This window comes from Pseudomonas sp. zfem004 (genome assembly GCF_032621715.1).
Taxonomy (GTDB): domain Bacteria; phylum Pseudomonadota; class Gammaproteobacteria; order Pseudomonadales; family Pseudomonadaceae; genus Aquipseudomonas; species Aquipseudomonas sichuanensis.
Genome location: NZ_JAVYJF010000005.1, coordinates 159,916 through 179,566, shown reverse-complemented (window position 1 = coordinate 179,566; position 19,651 = coordinate 159,916). Strand labels below are relative to the sequence as shown.

General features: G+C 65.4%; 19 protein-coding genes. 11 read left to right on the top strand and 8 right to left on the bottom strand.

Features of this window, described 5'->3' with window-relative positions:
• Positions 1-253 precede the first annotated feature (253 nt).
• From RTH46_RS07745 to trmA, 3 genes are all read left to right on the top strand, one after another.
• Positions 254-1,474, top strand: a complete 1,221-nt coding sequence (locus tag RTH46_RS07745; protein WP_153788672.1) for an MFS transporter — start codon at positions 254-256, stop codon at positions 1,472-1,474.
• A gap of 255 nt (positions 1,475-1,729) precedes the next feature.
• Complete coding sequence (locus tag RTH46_RS07740) at positions 1,730-3,025, top strand: NCS2 family permease (RefSeq protein ID WP_316905362.1); 1,296 nt, start codon at positions 1,730-1,732, stop codon at positions 3,023-3,025.
• The gene (gene trmA, locus RTH46_RS07735; RefSeq protein ID WP_153788674.1) at positions 3,022-4,107 is read left to right on the top strand and encodes a tRNA (uridine(54)-C5)-methyltransferase TrmA; all 1,086 of its coding nucleotides are present in this window, start codon (positions 3,022-3,024) and stop codon (positions 4,105-4,107) included. The genes RTH46_RS07740 and trmA overlap by 4 nt, the downstream gene beginning before the upstream one ends.
• Positions 4,108-4,191: 84 nt before the next feature.
• On the opposite strand, the gene pcaG is transcribed toward trmA, so the two are convergent.
• Positions 4,192-4,797 carry a protocatechuate 3,4-dioxygenase subunit alpha gene (gene pcaG, locus RTH46_RS07730; protein WP_153788675.1) on the bottom strand — a complete coding sequence of 202 codons (606 nt, stop codon included), beginning with the start codon at positions 4,795-4,797 and terminating at the stop codon, positions 4,192-4,194.
• A gap of 11 nt (positions 4,798-4,808) precedes the next feature.
• On the bottom strand, positions 4,809-5,528 hold the full coding sequence (pcaH, locus tag RTH46_RS07725) for a protocatechuate 3,4-dioxygenase subunit beta (protein WP_110994676.1): 720 nt from the start codon (positions 5,526-5,528) through the stop codon (positions 4,809-4,811).
• A 201-nt stretch (positions 5,529-5,729) separates the two neighbouring features.
• Here pcaH and RTH46_RS07720 point away from each other — a divergent pair, with 201 nt between their 5' ends.
• Both RTH46_RS07720 and RTH46_RS07715 read left to right on the top strand, forming a co-directional pair.
• Positions 5,730-6,620, top strand: a complete 891-nt coding sequence (locus RTH46_RS07720; RefSeq protein WP_125465611.1) for a neutral zinc metallopeptidase — start codon at positions 5,730-5,732, stop codon at positions 6,618-6,620.
• 234 nt (positions 6,621-6,854) lie between these two features.
• A complete protein-coding gene (locus tag RTH46_RS07715) occupies positions 6,855-8,774 on the top strand; it encodes a methyl-accepting chemotaxis protein (protein WP_316905361.1) in 1,920 nt (639 codons plus the stop codon).
• A gap of 79 nt (positions 8,775-8,853) precedes the next feature.
• Here RTH46_RS07715 and ggt read toward each other — a convergent pair whose 3' ends face one another.
• From ggt to RTH46_RS07700, 3 genes are all read right to left on the bottom strand, one after another.
• Positions 8,854-10,521 (bottom strand): gamma-glutamyltransferase, encoded by a 1,668-nt coding sequence (gene ggt, locus RTH46_RS07710; protein WP_316905360.1) that lies wholly within the window; start codon positions 10,519-10,521, stop codon positions 8,854-8,856.
• Positions 10,522-10,630: 109 nt separating this feature from the next.
• Positions 10,631-11,536, bottom strand: coding sequence for a LysR family transcriptional regulator (locus RTH46_RS07705; protein WP_316905359.1), 906 nt, complete (start codon positions 11,534-11,536; stop codon positions 10,631-10,633).
• Positions 11,537-11,675: 139 nt separating this feature from the next.
• Complete coding sequence (locus RTH46_RS07700; protein WP_153788679.1) at positions 11,676-12,266, bottom strand: NAD(P)H-dependent oxidoreductase; 591 nt, start codon at positions 12,264-12,266, stop codon at positions 11,676-11,678.
• Positions 12,267-12,443: 177 nt separating this feature from the next.
• Between RTH46_RS07700 and RTH46_RS07695 the strand changes: the two genes are divergently transcribed.
• Positions 12,444-12,758, top strand: a complete 315-nt coding sequence (locus tag RTH46_RS07695; protein WP_316905358.1) for a putative quinol monooxygenase — start codon at positions 12,444-12,446, stop codon at positions 12,756-12,758.
• Here RTH46_RS07695 and RTH46_RS07690 read toward each other — a convergent pair.
• Positions 12,748-13,512 (bottom strand): sulfite exporter TauE/SafE family protein, encoded by a 765-nt coding sequence (locus tag RTH46_RS07690; RefSeq protein WP_316905357.1) that lies wholly within the window; start codon positions 13,510-13,512, stop codon positions 12,748-12,750. The two genes, RTH46_RS07695 and RTH46_RS07690, sit on opposite strands and share 11 nt — an antisense overlap.
• 77 nt (positions 13,513-13,589) lie before the next feature.
• On the opposite strand from RTH46_RS07690, the gene RTH46_RS07685 reads away from it, so the two are divergent.
• Positions 13,590-14,498: a LysR family transcriptional regulator gene (locus tag RTH46_RS07685; RefSeq protein ID WP_153788682.1), complete on the top strand. Its 909-nt coding sequence runs from the start codon at positions 13,590-13,592 to the stop codon at positions 14,496-14,498.
• A 104-nt stretch (positions 14,499-14,602) separates the two neighbouring features.
• On the opposite strand, the gene RTH46_RS07680 is transcribed toward RTH46_RS07685, so the two are convergent.
• The gene (locus RTH46_RS07680; protein WP_125860476.1) at positions 14,603-15,013 is read right to left on the bottom strand and encodes a type II toxin-antitoxin system HicB family antitoxin; all 411 of its coding nucleotides are present in this window, start codon (positions 15,011-15,013) and stop codon (positions 14,603-14,605) included.
• 41 nt (positions 15,014-15,054) lie between these two features.
• Positions 15,055-15,237, bottom strand: coding sequence for a type II toxin-antitoxin system HicA family toxin (locus RTH46_RS07675; RefSeq protein WP_125465620.1), 183 nt, complete (start codon positions 15,235-15,237; stop codon positions 15,055-15,057).
• Positions 15,238-15,450: 213 nt separating this feature from the next.
• Between RTH46_RS07675 and RTH46_RS07670 the strand changes: the two genes are divergently transcribed.
• From RTH46_RS07670 to RTH46_RS07655, 4 genes are read left to right on the top strand one after another with little or no spacing between them, the layout of a single operon-like run.
• Complete coding sequence (locus RTH46_RS07670; RefSeq protein ID WP_153788684.1) at positions 15,451-16,056, top strand: CDP-alcohol phosphatidyltransferase family protein; 606 nt, start codon at positions 15,451-15,453, stop codon at positions 16,054-16,056.
• 29 nt (positions 16,057-16,085) lie between these two features.
• Positions 16,086-17,840: a bifunctional alpha/beta hydrolase/class I SAM-dependent methyltransferase gene (locus RTH46_RS07665; protein ID WP_316905356.1), complete on the top strand. Its 1,755-nt coding sequence runs from the start codon at positions 16,086-16,088 to the stop codon at positions 17,838-17,840.
• Positions 17,840-19,231, top strand: coding sequence for a phosphatase PAP2/dual specificity phosphatase family protein (locus tag RTH46_RS07660; protein WP_153788686.1), 1,392 nt, complete (start codon positions 17,840-17,842; stop codon positions 19,229-19,231). Before RTH46_RS07665 ends, RTH46_RS07660 begins: the two co-directional genes overlap by 1 nt.
• Complete coding sequence (locus RTH46_RS07655; RefSeq protein WP_316905355.1) at positions 19,228-19,647, top strand: hypothetical protein; 420 nt, start codon at positions 19,228-19,230, stop codon at positions 19,645-19,647. Before RTH46_RS07660 ends, RTH46_RS07655 begins: the two co-directional genes overlap by 4 nt.
• Positions 19,648-19,651 lie beyond the last annotated feature (4 nt).

Sequence of the window (19,651 nt, the reverse complement as noted above, 5' to 3'; positions counted from 1 at the left end):
TCTGTTCGATCGCAGGGATTCCGGCCCGAGGGCCAAATTCGTTGCATCTGGAACGATTGATCCAGGTCAACGAATGTCTGGAAGCATAGTCCCGAATCAAGTCACAAGATGTGTGGTTGATTGCCGCGTGACCCGTTGTCCCACCCCCTTTTCCAGGCGCTGAAAAACTGTCCATCTCGACATTCAGCAACTATTTGTTACAAGCAGATGCTACTCTGCAGACCCCTCTATTGCCGAGGTTACAGGCCTGCCGATGTCCGACTCCGCCCCGCAATTGCTGCGTCATCACCGCCCATTCATGGCCTTCTGGCTGGCCCGCGTTTTCACCGCCAGCGGCTTCCAGATGCTCACCGTGGCCATCGGCTGGCACCTCTACCAGTTGACGGGCAACGTGCTCGATCTGGGCCTGGTCGGGCTGGTGGAATTTGCCCCGCGCGTGCTGTTCATGCTGCACACCGGACACGTTGCCGACCGCTATGACCGGCGCAAGGTCGCCGCCCTGTGCCAGACCTTGCAGGCACTGATCGCCCTGGCATTGGCCCTTGGCAGTGCCACGGACAGCGTCAGCCGCGAGCTGATCTTCGTGCTGGCCTTCCTGCTGGGCGCCACCCGCTCGTTCGAAATGCCGGCCACCCAGGCGCTGCTGCCCAACGTGGTGCCGCCGGGGCTGTTCCCGCGGGCGGTGGCGGCGTCGGCCTCGGCGACCCAGACAGCGACCATCGTCGCCCCGGCGGTGGGCGGTTTCCTGTATGCCTTCGGCAGTATCTGGGTGTATGCCCCGACCGTGGCCCTGTACGTGATCGCCTGCCTGCTCATGCTCAGCCTCGACGCCCGCCAGCAACCCCTCCAGCAAGGCCGCGCCAGCCTTGAGTCGCTGCTGGCCGGCATCCGCTTCATCCGCAGCCGCCCGGACATCCTCGGCGCCATCTCGCTGGACCTGTTCGCCGTGCTGCTGGGTGGTGCCACCGCGCTGCTGCCGGTGTTCGCCAAGGACATCCTGCTCACTGGCGCCTGGGGCCTGGGCCTGCTGCGCTCGGCCCCGGCGGTGGGCGCGCTGCTGATGTCGCTGTGGCTGGCGCGCTTCCCGGTGGAACGCAAGGTGGGCCTGGTCATGTTCACGGCGGTGGGGGTGTTCGGCGTGGCGACCATCGCCTTCGGCTTGAGCACCTCGTTCTGGTTCTCCCTGGCGGTACTGGTGGTGCTGGGCGCGGCCGACATGATCAGCATGGTCATCCGTGGCGCCTTCGTGCAGTTGGAGACCCCGGATGAAATGCGCGGCCGGGTGAGTGCGGTGAACGGGCTGTTCATCGGCGCCTCGAACCAACTCGGCGAGTTCGAATCGGGGCTTACCGCGCACTGGTTTGGCACAGTGCCGGCGGTGGTGCTCGGGGGTGTGGGCACGCTGGTGGTGACCGGGGTGTGGATGAAACTGTTCCCGACCCTGACCCATCGCGACCGTTTGCATAACGGCTGATCCTCCGTGGGAGCGGGCTTGCCCCGCGATTGCGCCCCTCCTCACGAGCCGACGAAATCGCGGGGCAAGCCCGCTCCCACAGGTACTGCACAGGCGACAGAAAGGCCTCTCCCCAATGGCCATAGGCCCCCGCCCCCCTTGCTGGTATGATGCGCGGCTTTTTTGCCCCCCACGCAAAACCACGGCATCCGGTACGGTCTGTGCTTTGCTGTTGGGGACGATACATTCACGGCGCGAGGCGCCCTGGGAGCAGGCATGCTGGAAAGGCTGTTTCAACTAAAGGCACACAACACCAACGTGCGCACCGAGATTCTCGCGGGCGTCACCACCTTCCTGGCCATGGCCTACATCCTGTTCGTCAACCCGAGCATCCTCGGCGAGACCGGCATGGACAAGGGCGCGATCTTCGTCGCCACCTGCCTGGCCGCGGCCATCGGCTCGGTGACCATGGGCATCATCGCCAACTACCCGATCGCCCTGGCGCCGGGCATGGGCCTGAACGCCTTCTTCACCTACACCGTGGTCCTGCACATGGGCCACACCTGGCAGGTGGCGCTGGGTGCAGTGTTCCTGTCCGCCGTGCTGTTCTTCCTGCTGTCGATCTTCCGCATCCGCGAATGGATCGTGAACAGCATCCCGCTGCCGCTGCGCTCGGCGATTGCCGCCGGTATCGGCCTGTTCCTGGCGCTGATCGCCCTGCATAACGCCGGCATCGTCGTCGATAACCAGGCCACCCTGGTAGGCCTGGGCGACCTCAAGCAGCCAGCGCCGATCCTCGCCACCCTGGGCTTCTTCCTGATCGTCGCCCTCGAGGCCATGAAAGTGCGTGGCGCGGTGCTGATCGGCATCCTCGCCGTGACCGTGGCTTCGATCGCCATGGGCGTCACCCCATTCGGTGGCTTGGTATCGATGCCGCCGTCGCTGGCGCCGACCTTCCTGCAGCTGGACATCAAGGGCGCCCTGGACGTCGGCCTGATCAGCGTGATCTTCGCCTTCCTGTTCGTCGACCTGTTCGACAACTCCGGCACCCTGATCGGCGTGGCCAAGCGCGCCGGCCTGATGGGCAAGGACGGCCACATGCCGAAGATGGGCCGCGCCCTGATCGCCGACAGCACCGCCGCCATGGCCGGCTCGCTGCTGGGCACCTCGACCACCACCAGCTACATCGAATCCGCCGCCGGCGTCAGTGCCGGTGGCCGCACCGGCCTGACCGCCATCGTGGTTGCCGTGCTGTTCCTGCTGGCGCTGTTCTTCGCCCCGTTGGCCGGCAGCGTGCCCGCCTTCGCCACCGCCCCGGCGCTGCTGTTCGTCGCCGTGCTGATGGCCTCGGGCCTGGCCGAGATCAACTGGGATGACGTCACCGAAGCCGCGCCGGTGGTGGTCACCGCCCTGGCCATGCCGCTGACCTACTCGATCGCCAACGGCATCGCCTTCGGCTTCATCGCCTGGACCGCCATCAAGCTGCTGTCCGGCCGTCGCCACGACCTGAACCCGGCGCTGGTGATCCTGTCCATTCTGTTTGTCATCAAGCTGGGCTGGTTCAACGCATGAGTGCCGTTTTCGACCCTACGCAATACGACGCGCAGCTGGCGGCCAAGGTCGCCCGCCTGCGCGAGCTGCTGGCGCCGTTCGGGGCGCCCGAGCCTGCGGTGTTCGACTCGCCGCGCGAGCACTACCGCCTGCGCGCGGAGTTTCGCCTGTGGCGCGAGGACGGCCAGCGCCATTACGCGATGTTCGCCCCGGGCGAGAAGCACAAGGCGATCCTGATCGACGACTTCCCCATCGCCAGCCAGCGCATCAACGAACTGATGCCACGCCTGAAGGCCGCCTGGCAGGGCAACGAGGCGCTGAACAACCGCCTGTTCCAGGTGGAGTTCCTCACCACCCTGGCCGGCGATGCCATGGTCACCCTGTGCTACCACCGCCCGCTGGACGACGCCTGGGAAGCCGCTGCGCAGCAGTTGGCCGCCGAGCTGAATGTCAGCGTCATCGGCCGCTCCAAGGGCAAGCGCCTGGTGATCGGCCGTGACTACGCGGTAGAGAAACTGGACATCGCCGGCCGCACCTTCAGCTATCGCCAGCCCGAAGGCGCGTTCACCCAGCCCAATGGCGCGGTGAACCAGAAGATGCTCGGCTGGGCCTTCGAGGCCATGGGCGAGCGCGACGACGACCTGCTGGAGCTGTACTGCGGCAACGGCAACTTCACCCTGCCGCTGGCCACCCGTGCCCGCCAGGTGCTGGCCACCGAGATCAGCAAGACCTCGGTCAACGCCGCGCTGCACAACCTCGACGAGAATGGCGTGGACAACGTGCGCCTGGTGCGCCTGTCGGCCGAGGAGCTGACCCAGGCACTGAACGAGGTGCGCCCGTTCCGCCGGCTGGAAGGGATCGACCTGAAAAGCTACGCGTTCGGCACCGTGTTCGTCGACCCGCCGCGCGCCGGCATGGACCCGGACACCTGCGAGCTGACCCGGCGCTTCGAGCGCATCCTGTACATCTCGTGCAACCCCGAGACCCTGGCGCAGAACATCGCCCAGTTGCAGGACACCCACCGCATCGAACGCTGTGCGCTGTTCGACCAGTTCCCGTATACCCATCACATGGAAAGCGGCGTCCTGCTGGTTCGGCGCTGAAACCATCGCGGGGCAAGCCCGCTCCCACGAAAGCCTTGCACAAGGCCTGTGGGAGCGGGCTTGCCCCGCGATGCGTTGCTCAGGTCAGAAGTCGAAGAACACCGTCTCCCCTTCCCCCTGAATACGGATATCGAAGCGATACGCCGTCTTCCCCTCCACTTCGCAGCGCCTGGCAATCAGCGTCTCGCGCCGTTGCGGCTGCTCGATCAGGTTGAGCACCGGGCACTTGGCGTTCGCCTCGCTCTCGTCATCGAAATACAACCGCGTGTGCAGGTGAATATTGATACCGCGGGCAAACAGGCTGATGTTGATGTGCGGCGCCATCGGCACGCCCGCAGCGTTGTTCACCACACCCGGCTTGACCGTGTGCAGGGTCCATTCACCGGCATCGAAGGTGGTGGCGGTGCGGCCGAAGCTGTTGAAGACGTTCTCCTGGTTGTAGTCGTCCTGATACTGGCCGTTGGCGTCGGCCTGCCAGATTTCCAGGAACGAATCGCGCACCAGGTGGCCATTGCCGTCGTACACCTGGCCGATCAGCAGGATGTGCTCACCCGGGGCCTCGGCCTTGGCCAGGCGGTTCCAGATTTCCTGGTCGCGGGTCGGGTTGCCGGCCGCTTCCAGGGCCAGGCCGATGTGCACGTAGGGGCCGGCGGTCTGCGAGGGGGTTTCCGGCAGCAGTTCGATAGGCATGACGGTGCTCCTCAGCGGTTTTCGAAGTGGGTCTGGCGCTGGCCGCGCAGGACGATGTCAAAGCGATAGGCCAGGCAATCCATGGGATTGGCGTGGCTCATGTCGAGCCTGGCGATCAGCCGCTCGACCGCATCCGGGTTGGCGATCGACTTGACGATCGGGCACATCGGGATCAGCGGGTCACCCTCGAAATACAGCTGGGTGATCAGCTTGGTGGCGATCGACGGGCCGCTGACGGAGAAGTGGATATGCGCCGGGCGCCAGTCGTTGGGGCCGTTGCGCCATGGGTATGGGCCGGGCTTGATGGTGCGGAAGCTGTAGTAGCCGTCGCGGTCGGTCAGGCAACGGCCGACGCCGCCGAAGTTGGGGTCCAGCGGCGCCAGGTAGCGGTCGTTCTTGTGCCGGTAGCGGCCACCGGCGTTGGCCTGCCACATTTCCACCAGGGTGTTGGGCACCGGTTTGCCGTACTGGTCGACTACGCGGCCGGCGACGATGATGCGCTCGCCGATCGGCAGGCCACCGTTGTTGAAGTTCAGCAGCAGGTCGTGGTCATGCTCGCCGAAGCGCAGGTGGGAAAAGTCCGGGCCGGTGCTTTCGCTGATCGACTGCGGGATGCTCACCAACGCCTGGCGCGGCGAGCGGGCGATCGAAGTCTTGTAGTCGGGGGTGAAGGCCTTGGGGTGCCAGTTGCGATCACGGATCACGAAACGGCTGGTGTCCTGGGCAGGCATGCCGGTTACCTCTTTTGGAATTATGAAGTCGCCTGGGCGTGGCAGGCGGACTTGCAGTTTCCGGCAGGTACGAGGGGATGAATATTGAATTCAGCGGTCATAGGCATAACCATTTGGTTATGTGTCTGCGCTTAGCTCAACGGCCAGCGCGGCGCTGAACTAATCTTTTGACTTCATGTTTCAAAAAGTGGAGAGCAGCACATGGAATGGCGAAAAGGCCGACGCAGCGACAACGTGGTCGATGCCCGCGGCGAAGGTGGCGGTGGCGGCGGCATGCGTTTCGGCGGCGGCAAGGGCCTGGGGCTCGGCGCCATCCTGTTGATCGTCGGCATCGGCTGGCTCACCGGGCAGGACCCGCTGCAGATCCTCGGCCAGCTGGCCGGGCAGATGGACCAGCAGCAACAAACCGCCCCGGCCAATGTCGGCAGCAAGGCACCACCGGCCAACGACGAGCAGGCGGCGTTCGTCGCCTCGATCCTCGGCGACACCGAAGACACCTGGAAAGCCTTGTTCGCCCAGGCTGGCAAACAGTACCGCGACCCGAAACTGGTGCTGTTCAGCGGCCAGGTCAACTCGGCCTGCGGTTTCGCCTCGGCGGCGGTCGGGCCGTTCTACTGCCCGGCCGACCAGCGCGTGTACCTGGACATGAGCTTCTTCCGCGAAATGGAAACCCGCTTCGCCGCCGCCGGCGACTTCGCCCAGGCCTATGTGATCGCCCATGAAATCGGCCATCACGTGCAGACCCTGCTCGGGGTCTCGGCCAAGGTCGACGCCGCGCGCCGCAGCGGCCAGCGCCTGGAAGGCGACAATGGCTTGCTGGTGCGCCAGGAGCTGCAGGCCGACTGCCTGGCCGGCGTCTGGGCCTACCAGGCGCAAAAGCGCTTGAACTGGCTGGAGCCGGGGGACGTGGAAGAAGCCCTGAACGCCGCCAATGCCATCGGCGACGACCGCCTGCAGCAACAGGGCCAGGGGCGTGTGGTACCCGACTCGTTCACCCATGGCACCTCGCAGCAGCGGGTGCGCTGGTTCAAGGCCGGCTTCGGCAGTGGTGACGTGAACCAGTGCGATACCTTCTCCAGCCGTAGCCTTTAACTATCGCGGGGCAAGCCCGCTCCCACGCTCGAATCTGCTTGGGAGCGGGCTTGCCCCGCGATGTTTTTTTTGAAAAAACGCAAACGTTTTCAGCCAGTTACAAATCTGCTGAAAAAGCGTTTCAGCTTCCCCCTGCCCTGCCGATAACTCCTGCACGAATCAGCAGGGCTCCCAAAACAATAACGCCCAGCGATTGAGATCAAGTGAGCGAAATCATTTTCTGGGAGAGCGTGCATGAACAGCTGGTTCGCCAACATCAGCGTCAACCTCAAACTCGGCCTGGGCTTCGGCCTGGTGCTGGTACTGACCGGCCTGCTGGCCCTGACCGGCTGGAACAGCCTGGGCAGCCTGATCGACCGCAGCAACTGGATGGGCGACATCGGCCAGCTCAACAAAGACCTGACCGACCTGCGCATCGCCCGCCTGCAATACATGATCGCCAACGGCGACGACGCCGCGGCGGCCAACACCCAGGCCAAGTTGGACGCGTTCAGCAAGCAGCAGGAATACCTGGCCAGCACCTTCAAGAGCCCCGAGAACGTCAAGCTGCTGCGTGAGCTGGGCCAGACCATCAGCGAATACAAGGTCTCGCTGAACAAGATGCGCGCCGGCTACAAGAACTCGCTGGCCGCCCGTGAAGTGATGACCGCCTCGGCCGTCAGGGCCGACGAAGCCATGGACACCCTGAGCCAGGACGTCATGGCACGCGCCGAGAGCGACAGCGTGCGGCTTACCCAGTACCAGCTGATCAGCAAGGCGCGCCAGCAACTGTTGCAGGTGCGCATCGACGTGCGTGGCTACATCGCCGACAACAGCGCCGCCAACGAGCAGGCCGCCCTGCGTCAGCTGGATGCCGCACTGGCCGAAGCCGACAACCTCAAGGGCCAGCTGCCCAACGAAGCCACGCGCATTGGCCAGTTCGAGCAATCGGTGTTGAGCTACCGTGACGCCGTGCGCCAGTTCCGCGACGCCGTGGCCAGCATCGCCACCGCCCGCGCCGAAATGACCGTGCAGGGCGCCGACATCGTCAAACGCAGCGACGCGCTGTACCAGATCCAGCTTGAGCGCCGCGACGTCGAAAGCGCCCAGGCCCGCAGCCTGCAGATCTCCGCCACGCTGCTGGCACTGCTGGTCGGCGTGCTGGCGGCAGTGATCATCACCCGTCAGATCACCCGCCCGCTGCGCGAAACCCTGCAGGCCGTGGAGCAGATCGCCGGCGGCGACCTCACCCAGAACCTGCGCGTGACCCGTCGCGACGAGCTCGGCGTGCTGCAACAGGGCATCGGCCGCATGGGCACCACCTTGCGTGAACTGATCACCGGTATCCGCGACGGCGTCACCCAGATCGCCAGCGCTGCAGAAGAGCTGTCGGCGGTGACCGAGCAGACCAGCGCCGGTGCCAACAGCCAGAAGGTCGAGACCGACCAGGTGGCCACCGCCATGCACGAAATGGCCGCCACCGTGCAGGAAGTGGCGCGCAATGCCGAACAAGCGGCCTTTGCCGCGACCAATGCCGACGGCGAAGCCCGCGGCGGCGACAAAGTGGTGGGTGAGGCGATCAGCCAGATCGAACGCCTGGCCCAGGAAGTCAAACGCTCCACCGACGCCATGACCCTGCTCCAGCAGGAAAGCCAGAAGATCGGCAGCGTGATGGATGTGATCAAGTCGGTGGCCGAGCAGACCAACCTGCTGGCCCTGAACGCCGCCATCGAAGCGGCCCGTGCCGGTGAAGCCGGGCGTGGCTTTGCGGTGGTCGCCGACGAGGTGCGCGGCCTGGCCCAGCGCACCCAGCAGTCGACCGAAGAAATCGAAGGCCTGATCGCCAGCCTGCAGCACGGTACCCAGCAAGTCGCCGAAGCGATGAACGGCAGCCGCAGCCTGACCGACAGCAGTGTGGAACTGGCGCGCAAGGCCGGTGGTTCGCTGGAGAACATCACCCGCACGGTGTCGAACATCCAGTCGATGAACCAGCAGATCGCCGCTGCCGCCGAGCAGCAGAGCGCCGTGGCCGAAGAGATCAGCCGCAGCATCCTGAATGTGCGTGATGTGTCGGAGCAGACCGCTGCGGCCAGTGATGAAACCGCGGCCTCCAGCGTCGAGCTGGCGCGCCTGGGGGGTCACCTGCAGACGCTGGTCAGCCAGTTCCGCGTCTGACCCACAAAAGCATCGCGGGGCAAGCCCGCTCCCACGACCTGTGGGAGCGGGCTTGCCCCGCGATCATTTCAACCCTGCCCTATTTGACGATCATCCCCACGCCCCGCCCACGCGGGTCGGAAGCGGTCTCCAGCTTCTCCCCGGTCACCCGGATCGCCTGGATGTCGCCCATCTCCCAGCCCTGATCTTCCAGCACATACCCCATCTTCCTCAGGTCATCGGCCACCTTACCGGTGAGCGGCGCATAGCTGTCGAAGTAGATGGTGTCCTTGGGCAGCAGCTGGTGATGCACCCGCTGCGCCGCCACCGATTTCTCCAGCGGCATGTTGTAGTCATACAGGTTGTTCATCACCTGGAAGATCGAGGTGAAGATCCGCGAACCGCCCGGCGTGCCCACCACCAGCACCACCTTGCCGTCACGGGTCACCAGGGTCGGGCTCATGGACGAGAGCATGCGCTTGCCCGGGGCGATGGCGTTGGCGTCACCGCCCACCACGCCGAAGGCGTTGGCCGCGCCGGGTTTGGCGCTGAAGTCATCCATCTCGTCGTTGAGCAGGAAGCCTGCGCCCTTCACCACCACGCCGCTGCCGTAGTCGAGGTTGAGGGTGTAGGTGTTGCTCACCGCGTTGCCCTGCTTGTCGACGATGGAGAAGTGCGTGGTCTGGTGCGGTTCCAGGCCCGGCTTGACCTTGTCGGTCGCGGAGATCGCGTTCGGGTTGACCTGCGCTGCGCGCTTGGCCAGGTAGTCCTTGGCGACCAGCTTGTCCACCGGCACCTGGGTAAAGGCCGGGTCACCCAGGTAGTCGGCGCGGTCGGCGAACACGCGCTTCTCGATTTCGGCCAGCAGGTGGATGTACTTGGCCGAGTTGTGCTCGACGCCCTTGAAGTCGGCCGCACGGTCTTCCTTGATACCCAGCAGCTGGGCCAGGGCGACGCCGCCAGAGCTCGGCGGTGGCGCGGTGTAGACCACGTTGCCGCGCCAGTCGATGGCCATCGGATTGCGCCACAGCGCCTTGTAGTCCTTGAGGTCATCCTTGGTGATCAGGCCCTTGTCGGCCTGCATCTGCGCCACCAGCAGGTCGGCGGTCTTGCCCTGGTAGAACTCGCTGACGCCTTTGTCGGCGATGCGTTCCAGGGTCTGAGCCAGCTCCGGCTGCTTGAACAGCTCGCCCACCTTCATGCTGCCGAAGTAGTCATTGAAATTGGTGGCGGTCTTGAACAGGCCCTGGGCGTCGTCGCGGTACTGGTACTGCTTTTGGGCAATCTTGAAGCCGTTCTTGGCATAGCCGATGGCGGGGGTGAGCAGCTCGCTCCACTTGAGCTTGCCGAACTTCTGATGCGCCTCCCACAGGCCCATCACCGTGCCTGGCACGCCGGCTGCGCGCACGCCGACCAGGCTCAGGTTCTCGATCACCTCACCCTTGTCATCCAGGTACATGGTCTTGGTGGCGGCCTTGGGGGCCACTTCGCGGTAGTCGAGGAAGTAGGGTTTGCCGTCGACGAACAGGGTCATGAAGCCACCGCCGCCGATGTTGCCGGCCTCGGGGTAGGTGACGGCGAGGGTGAAGGCCGTGGCGACGGCGGCGTCCACCGCGTTGCCGCCCTTCTTGAGGATATCGGCGGCTACCTGTGCGCCATATTGATCAGGCGCAGCCACCGCGCCGCCTTCCAGCGTCACGGCAAAAGCGGAGGAACAGCTCAGGATCGCGGCCCCGAGGGCCAACGGCTGGAACATGACAAGACGCATGGGCACTTCCTTGGTGTTGTTTTTGTTGATCAGTCATTAAGGCCGAAGCGCTCCGACTAAGCAAACACCGTAGGAAATTTCCGCCGCCGACGGGCAGCAGTTGTCGCATTCAGGCAACTGCGCAGGCGTACGCCGCCAGCTTGGCCTGGATGAAATCGAGGAAGCACTGAATGCGCAGGGCCAGCTGGGTGTTGCGGTAGTAGACCGCATGGATCGGCTGGCGATAGCCGCTATTGTGCTCGGCCAGCAGCACCTGCAGGCGGCCGGCGCGGATGTCTTCGTGGGTCATGAAGTGCGACAGGCTGACGATGCCTTCCCCGGCGATGGCCAACTGGCGCAAGGTCTCGCCGCTGGACGCGAGCAACTGCGGGCGGATCGCCCAGCGCTCGCCCTGGGCGTGGCGCAGCGGCCACTGGTTGAGCGACTCGGGGGCACTGAAACCGAGCAGGCAATGCTCGGCGAGGTCCTCGACGCTCTGCGGGGTGCCGTGCCGGGCCAGGTACGCAGGGCTGGCGAGCACCTGTACCGGGCTGCAGCCCAGCGCCCGGGCATGCAGGCTGGAGTCGGCCAGCTCACCGATGCGGATGGCGACGTCGGTGCTCTGCTCCAGCAGGTCGATGATCAGGTCGTCGGTGTTCAGTTCCAGTTCGATACCGGGATACTGCTGTCGGAACTCGCTGATCCAGGGCAGGATCGCGTGCAGCATGAACGGCCCGGCAGCATTGATGCGCAGCCGCCCGGACGGGGTCTGGCGGTGCATCGACAGGCGCTCTTCCATGTCGTCCATCTGCTCGAGGATCTGCCGCGAACGTTCGAGGAAGAAGCGCCCTTCCTCGGTCAGGTCCATGCGCCGGGTGGTGCGGTTGACCAGCGTGGTACCCAGCTTGCCCTCCAGGCGCGACAAGGTGCGACTGACCGCCGACGGGGTCTGGCCGATCTGCTCGGCAGCGGCGGAGATCGAACCGCAGTCGATGACGGCGACGAATACCTGGAGTTCTTCGGAGCGGGTTTTCACGCTGAGCTGGCCTTGGTGGGGGATCGCTTTGATAGATAGCGTTTGGGCGGCAAGCGTGCAAGCCTGCAAAACCATCGCGGGGCAAGCCCGCTCCCACGATCTAGCGTGGGAGCGGGCTTGCCCCGCGATCTGGCACCACTCACTCGGCCTTGCCGAACACCGCTTGCAGATGCTGCTCATACGCCGCCAGTGCCGCCGGCACATCCGGCCGCTTCATCACATCCACCGCCAAAAAGGTCGGCAGCCCGGTCATGCCGAGGAACTGGTTGGCCTTGTGGAACGGGAAGTACACCGCGTCCACGCCCTTGCCTTCGAAGAAGTCAGCCGGGTCATCGAACGCCTGCTGGGGTGCGTTCCAGGTCAGCGACAGCATGTACTGCTTGCCGTGGATCAGCCCGCCGCTGCCGTACTTCTGCGAAGCGTCCGAGCGGGTGCGGCCATCGCTGGCATACAGGCTGCCGTGGCCTGCGGTGAACACCTCGTCGACGTACTGCTTCACGGTCCAGGGGGCGCCCATCCACCAGCCGGGCATCTGGTAGATGATCACATCGGCCCAGAGGAATTTTTCGACCTCTTCACGGGCGTCGTAACCGCCATCGATGAAGGTCTGCTTCAGGTTGAAACCGGCGCGGTCCAGGTAGGCCAGGGCGGCGTCGTGCAGGGTCTGGTTCAGGCGACCGTCGGAATGGGCGAATTGCTTGCCGCCGTTGAGCAGAAGAATGTTTTTCATGGTGTGCCTCGAAGGGTCGGTATCGGCGACCGGGTCAATTGGATGGCGGCAGATTAGGCAGGCGCGGGCGGCAGATAAAGCCGGGGCACGGCAAAATACATTTGCCTGCAAATCACGAATTGGCAGGCAATTATTGCCTTAGAATCTGCTCACTTTCTCATCCACAGAGGCCTCATCATGAGCGAGCAGATCGCCTTCATCCTCCAAGCCAAGACCCGCCCGGACATGTCCGATGCCTTCGAGCAATTGTTCCACCCCTACGTGGAGCCGAGCCGCCAGGAGCCGGGCTGCATCGAGTACCACATGCTGCGCGACAAGGAAGACCCGAGCCTGTTCGTGTTCTTCGAGGTGTGGGCAGACAAGGCAGCACTGGACGTGCACTCGGCCCTGCCGCACATGGCGGAGTTCTTTGAAAACCGCATGAAGTACCTGGAGCGCGACTTCGATTTCCAGATGATCGAAATGCTCAGTGCCTCCTCCGCTAACCGTTGATCAGCAGGTGCCCGCCGAGCAGCGCCAGGCCGATGAAGAAGCAGCGTTTGAACAGCGCTGCACTGATACGGCTGCGCAGCCAGGTACCGGCGAACATGCCCAGCAACGCCGGGGCCAGCACCAGCAATGAGGCGCCCAGCGCCTGGCCGTCCAGTACCTCCTGGCCGGCCAGGCCAATGGCCAGCGCCAGGGTCGATACGGTGAACGACAGGCCCAGGGCCTGGACCATCTCGTCGCGGCTCAGGCCGAGGCTCTGCAGGTAGGGCACGGCGGGCATCACGAACACCCCGGTGGCTGCCGTGACCACCCCCGTCACCAGCCCGCACAGCGGGCCCAGCCAGCGCTCGTGCTGCCGCGCCAGGCGCAGGTCCGGCCCGATCAGGCCATACAGGGCATACACCAGCAGCGCACCACCCAAGGCGTGGGCAGCCCAGGGGCCACTGTCGATCCCCAGCCAGCGACTGCCCAGCAAGGTGCCGACGAAGATCAGCAACAGCAGCCCGCCCAAGCGCCGCATCAACGCCCGCAGATGCCCGCCTGCCGCGAGTTGCCACAGGTTTGTCAGCGTCGAGGGCACGATCAGCAGCGCCGCAGCCTGCGCCGGTGGCATAGCCAGGCCAAGCAGGCCCATGGCGATGGTCGGCAACCCCAGGCCGATGACCCCTTTGACCGCCCCGGCCATCAGGAAGGTGAGCATCACCAGCAGCGTCAATGCCGGGCCAATATTTTGATAGAACGAAAGAAAGGTATTCATGGCGCCATGCTGACCTGCCGGCGCGCGCCTGAAAATTCGCCATATACTCAGCCAGACTTTTGCCAGGACAGAGGCTGATGCATTTCGACCTGACCGACCTTGCGCTGTTCCAGCACACCCTGGAGTGCGGCAACATCACCGCCGGCGCACGCCGTAGCCACCTGTCGCTACCGGCCGCCAGTGCACGCATCCGCGCCATGGAAGCCTCGCTCGGCATCCCGTTGCTCGAACGCAATCGCCGCGGCGTACAGCCGACGCCCGCCGGCCAGGCTCTGCAGCAGCACGCGCGGCTGATCACCGCGCAGGTGGAGCGATTGCAATTCGACCTGGCACAGTACGCCAGGGGCCAGCAGGGCCAGGTGCGCCTGTTGTGCAACACCGCAGCGCTGACCGAGTACCTGCCCGAGTTGCTGGCACAGTATCTGGTCGAGTACCCGGGGGTGAGCATCGACGTGCAGGAACAGCCAAGCCTGCGCATCGTCCAGGCCATTACCCAAGGCATGGCCGACCTGGGCATCGTCTCAACCGCTGCGCCCTGCGGGCATCTGCAGACGCGAGCGTTTCGCGACGATCCGCTGGTGCTGGTGATGCCGGTGGGGCATGCGCTGGCCGATGCGGCCGAGCCCGACTTTGTGCAAAGCCTTGCATACGGGCATGTCGGGTTGGGCCCGAACAGCGCACTGGCCTTGCACCTTGAGGAACAGGCACTGCGCCTGGGGCGCAGGATGCTGGTGCGGGTACGCGCCGAGGGGTTCGATGGGGTGATCCGCATGGTCGCTGGCGGGGCTGGCGTGGGGGTGGTGCCATTGGCCTCGGTACGGCGCTGGGAGGGGGTGTTGCCCCTGCACTGGGTGGCGCTGCAGGAGGCGTGGGCGAACCGGCAATTGCAGGTGTGCGCCCGGGATTTTGCCGCGCTGCCAGGCTATACGGCGGCGCTCGTCGAGCATTTGCTGACGACCTGTAGGAGCGGCCTTGTGCCGCGATAGGGCTGCGCAGCGGCCCCGGCAATCTATGTGGTAACGCTGGGGCCGCTTTGCGGCCCTTTCGCGGCGCAAGGCCACTCCTACAAGGGCCGTGCCAAACCCGAGGGCTAGCGGAAGGCGACCGCCAGCTCACGCAGCGCGGCCGAGGCGAGGAAGCCAGAGCGCGAGGCGTAACGATGATCGCGTTTTACCTTTTCGTCGATGCGCTGCAGCAGGTTCTCCGGCAGCGTGGCGTTAAAGCGCACCGCCTTGCCCAGGTACGGGGTCACATCGAAGTCCACCACCGCCCAGACGCCCCCGGCGTAATCAGGGTTGGCCACATGCACATCCACCTCCTCGGCCTGCGGCAACGCCTCGCCGTCGGCCACCAGGCCTTCGAAATGCAGGGCCAGGGCTTCCTGCACATTCTCCAGCGCCTGGGAAACAGTGGCGCCAGCCGAGAAACAACCAGGTACGTCGGGCACGATCACACCGTAGTCAGTGCCCTCATCCTTATGCAGTACAACGGGGAATTTCATGGTCTGTCTCCAGTGATCCTGTGCGCTCAACACAAGCGGTCTCATTTGAGGCCCGCCTGTTTCAAAATGCTGTGTACGGTACCCCTGGGCAGATCGCTCTTGGGATGAGGAACCGTAACCCTGCCTCGCTTGTACGGATGCCTGAATTGATGGTGACTTCCTTTCACTTCCACCTCGTACCAGCCGTCGGCTTCGATAAGCTGGATCACGTCCCTGCTGCGCATGCATCCGTCCTTTGGCAGGTGATGTGTAGCGTACACACCACTATGGGTTTTAACCAAGCCAAATACACACCATGCACACAATAGGCGACAAGCGGCGCATTCCCCCTGTTTCGTAGGCCTGATGCACTTCACAGATGGGCGCTTTCAACTTGCCGCCGCCCACGCGCCTTATTCACAATTGCCGCATCGCCGCACCACGACAGGGAGTTCCACGTGCCATCGATCTACCAGCTCAAACCCCGCTTCCAGGCGCTGCTGCGCCCGACCGTCCAACGCCTGTTCGAGCGTGGCGTCACCGCCAACCAGGTCACCGTCGCCGCTGGCGCAATCTCCGTGCTCATCGGCCTGCTGCTGGCCTGGCTGCCCCAGGTGGCGTGGCTGTTCATCCTGGTGCCGGTGTGGATGCTGCTGCGCATGGCGCTGAATGCGGTCGACGGCATGCTCGCCCGGGAGTTCGGCCAGCAATCGAAGCTGGGTGCCTACCTCAACGAGCTGTGCGACGTGATCGCCGATGCCGCGCTGTACCTGCCCTTCGCCCTGCTGGCCGGCGTGTCGCCGGCGCTGGTGGTGCTGGTGGTGCTGCTCGCGGTCATCAGCGAGTACGCCGGGGTGATGGGCCCGCTGGCTGGCGCGTCGCGGCGCTACGACGGGCCGATGGGCAAGAGCGACCGGGCCTTCGCCTTCGGCGTGCTGGGCACCGGGGTGGCCTTCGGGCTGCTGAGCGCAACCTGGATCAACGGCTTGCTGCTGGTCATCCTGCTGCTCTCGCTCTATACCCTGTACAACCGGGTTCGCCAGGGCCTGGCCGAAACCCGCTGAGCCCCCGCTGCCGGACAAGGATATTCGCCATGCGCCAAGCGCAATCGCTGCATTTTTCCACCCATGACGGCGTCGAGCTGCACTACCGTCACTGGCCCGCCACGCGCAACGAACACCAGCCGCGCCGGGCCTTGGTGATGTTCCACCGTGGCCACGAGCACGGCGGGCGCCTGGCGCACCTGGCCGACGAACTGGACCTACCCGGCTATGACGTTTTCGCCTGGGACGCCCGTGGCCATGGCCAGTCGCCAGGCGCGCGCGGCGACAGCCCGAGCTTCGCCACCAGCGTGCGCGACGTGCAGACCTTCATCGAGCATATCCAGGCGCAACACGGCATCGCCGAACCCGACCTGGTGGTGCTGGCGCAGAGCGTCGGTGCGGTGCTGATCGCCACCTGGGCCCATGACTACGCGCCCAAGGTGCGTTGCCTGGTGCTGGCCTCGCCCGCGTTCAAGGTCAAGCTCTATGTACCCTTCGCCCGCCCCGGGCTGAAGCTGATGAAAGCCCTGCGCGGCAATTTCTTCGTCAACAGCTACGTCAAGCCGCGCCTGCTCACCCACGACCCGGAGCGGGTCATGTCCTACGTGGCCGACCCGCTGATCAGCCGGCCGATCTCGGTGACCATGCTGCTCGGCCTGTACGACGCCGCCGATCGCGTGGTGGCCGATGCCCAGGCGATCCAGGTGCCGACGCAACTGCTGGTCTCGGGCTCGGACTTCGTGGTCGAGCGCGCCCCGCAGGAGCGTTTCTTCGAGCGGCTGGGCAGTGCGCGCAAAGAGCTGCACATTCTGCCCGGCTTCTTCCACGACACCCTCGGCGAACGGGACCGCGCCCATGCCCTGGCGCGGATCAAGCGCTTCGTCGAGCATTGCTTCGATAACCCCGCCCCCGTGCCGTCACTGCTCGATGCCGACAAGACCGGCGCCAGCTGCGCCGAGGCCGAAAGCCTGGCCGCGCCGCTGCCGCGCAACTCGCCGCGCGACCTGTACTGGCGCGCCACCCGCGCCGGCCTGCAACTGGGCAAGGGCCTTTCAGATGGCGTGAAACTGGGCTTCGACACCGGCTTCGACTCAGGCTCCACCCTCGACTACGTCTACCGCAACCGGCCCACCGGCAAGGGCCGGCTGGGCGAGATGATCGACCAGAACTACCTCAACGCCATCGGCTGGCGCGGCATCCGCCAGCGCAAGCTCAACGTCGAGGAACTGCTGCGCCTGGCCATCGCCCGACTGCGTGAGCAACAGCGCCCGGTGCACATCGTCGATATCGCCGCCGGCCACGGCCGCTACATCCTCGAAGCGCTGCAAGGCTTGCAGCAGTTGCCCGACTCGATCCTGCTGCGCGACTACAGCGAGCTGAACGTGCAGCAGGGCAACGCGCTGATCAGCGAAAAGGGCTTGGGTGACATCGCCCGCTTCGTCCAGGGCGACGCCTTCGATCGCCAGAGCCTGGCCGGCCTCGAGCCGCGCCCGACCCTCGCCGTGGTCAGCGGCCTGTACGAACTGTTCCCCAGCAACGAGGCCGTGGCCAACTCGCTGGCGGGGCTGGCCGATGCCGTCGAAGAAGGCGGCTACCTGGTATACACCGGCCAGCCCTGGCACCCGCAACTGGAGATGATCGCCCGGGCGCTGACTAGCCACCGTGGCGGCCAGGCCTGGGTAATGCGTCGGCGCAGCCAGGCGGAGATGGACCAGTTGGTGGAGGCGGCGGGTTTTCGCAAGATCACCCAGCGCATCGACGAGTGGGGCATTTTCAGTGTCAGCCTGGCGCAGCGGGTGCGTTGATGCCCCGTGAAGCAGGGCTGATCCGCCGTGGCGTGCTGTGGCTGTTGCTGCTCGGCCCGTTCTTTTTCCTCAGCTACGGCCTGGCCAACAGCTATACGGCAGGGCGCGAGGATATCGGCAGCCTGGTGTTCGCCTGGGAGCGGCACATGCCGTTGTGGCCATGGACGATCATCCCGTACTGGTCGATCGACCTGTTGTACGGCTTGTCGTTCCTGTTGCCGCAAAGCCGGCGGGAGATGGACCGGCACGCGCTGGCGCTGCTGACCGCGCAATTGCTCAGCGTCGCTTGCTTCCTGCTCTGGCCCTTGCGTTTCACCTTCGAGCGCCCGGAACTGTCGGGGCTGTTCGGTTGGCTGTTCGATGTGCTGATGGGCTTCGACAAGCCTTACAACCAGGCGCCGTCGCTGCATATCGCACTGCTGGTGATCATCTGGACGATGTTCGCCCGGCACACGCAGCAGCACATGTGGCGTTGGCTGGTGCATGGCTGGATGGGGCTGATCGGGGTGTCGGTGCTGACCACCTGGCAGCATCACTTCATCGACCTGCCAACCGGCGCGCTGGCCGGTTTCGTTTGCCTATGGCTGTGGCCGCAGCAAGGCCCGCTGCCCTGGCAGCACGCCCGGCTGGCGCGCGATCCCAAGCGCTGGCGCGTGGCGTTGCGCTATGGGCTCGGGGCGATGCTGCTGGCGGTGCTGGCCTTCAAGATCGGGCACGTCAGTTTGTGGCTGCTGTGGCCGGCTGTGTCGCTGCTGCTGGTGGCGCTGAACTATGGCCTGTTCGGTGCGGGCGGTTTCCAGAAAGGCGCGGATGGCCGACTGTCGATTGCCGCGAGTGTGTTGCTGGCGCCCTATCTGCTGGCTGCGTGGGCCAACTCACGGTTGTGGACCCGGCAGCACCCACAGGCGGATGAAGTGCTGGATGGGGTGTATCTGGGGCGGATGCCGGGGCATGGGGAGGCGTCGGCGTTTGCGGCGGTGGTGGACCTGTGTGCGGAGCTGACCTGTACCGACGCCATCGCGGGGCAAGTCGCAGCGGCGCACCGCCGCTCCCACGCAGCGCCTGGCAATGGCCCGTGGGAGCGGGCTTGCCCCGCGATGGCCCTACAGTACTACCAGTGCCTGCCAAGCCTGGACCTGATCGCCCCAAGCCAGCAAACCCTGCAGCAAGCCGCCGCCGCCATCGAACACCTGCGCCAGCAGGGCCCGGTGCTGGTCTGTTGCGCCCTGGGCTATTCGCGCAGCGCCAGCGCAGTAGCTGCCTGGCTGATCATCAGCGGCCGCTGCAGCGATGCCAGCCAGGCCGAAATGCTGATCCGCAAGGCACGCCCCAGAGTGGTCCTGCACAGCGCCCATCGTCGTGCGTTGCAGCAACTGGAGGCCCGGCCATGAACCTGCGCGTCGTCGCCAGCCTGCTCGCCCGCGGGCGTCAGCTGGAACGCTTGTCGGATGGCATCAGCCTGCTGGCCATCGCCTGCAGCCTGGCGCCGCTGTTCGGCCTGGCGCTGCCTTCACCGGCCCACGCACTGTGCGTGGTGCTGCTGCTCATCGGCCTGGCCCACAAGTACTGGGCGATACGTGTCGCCCTGGATGCCGAGCTGTTCACCCACTTGGCCACCAGCAGCGACCTGCCCGCCGATACCCAGGCCCTGGACCGTGCCCTGCATGAACTACGCCTCAAACCCAGCACCAGCGACAACCGCGACTGGCCAGCACGCAGCCAGGCCGCCCTGGCCCTGCTGCGCCGCCAGGCCCTGTGCCTGGCCGTGCAGGTGCTGCTGGTACTGACCCTCCCCTTCACCGGATAAGACC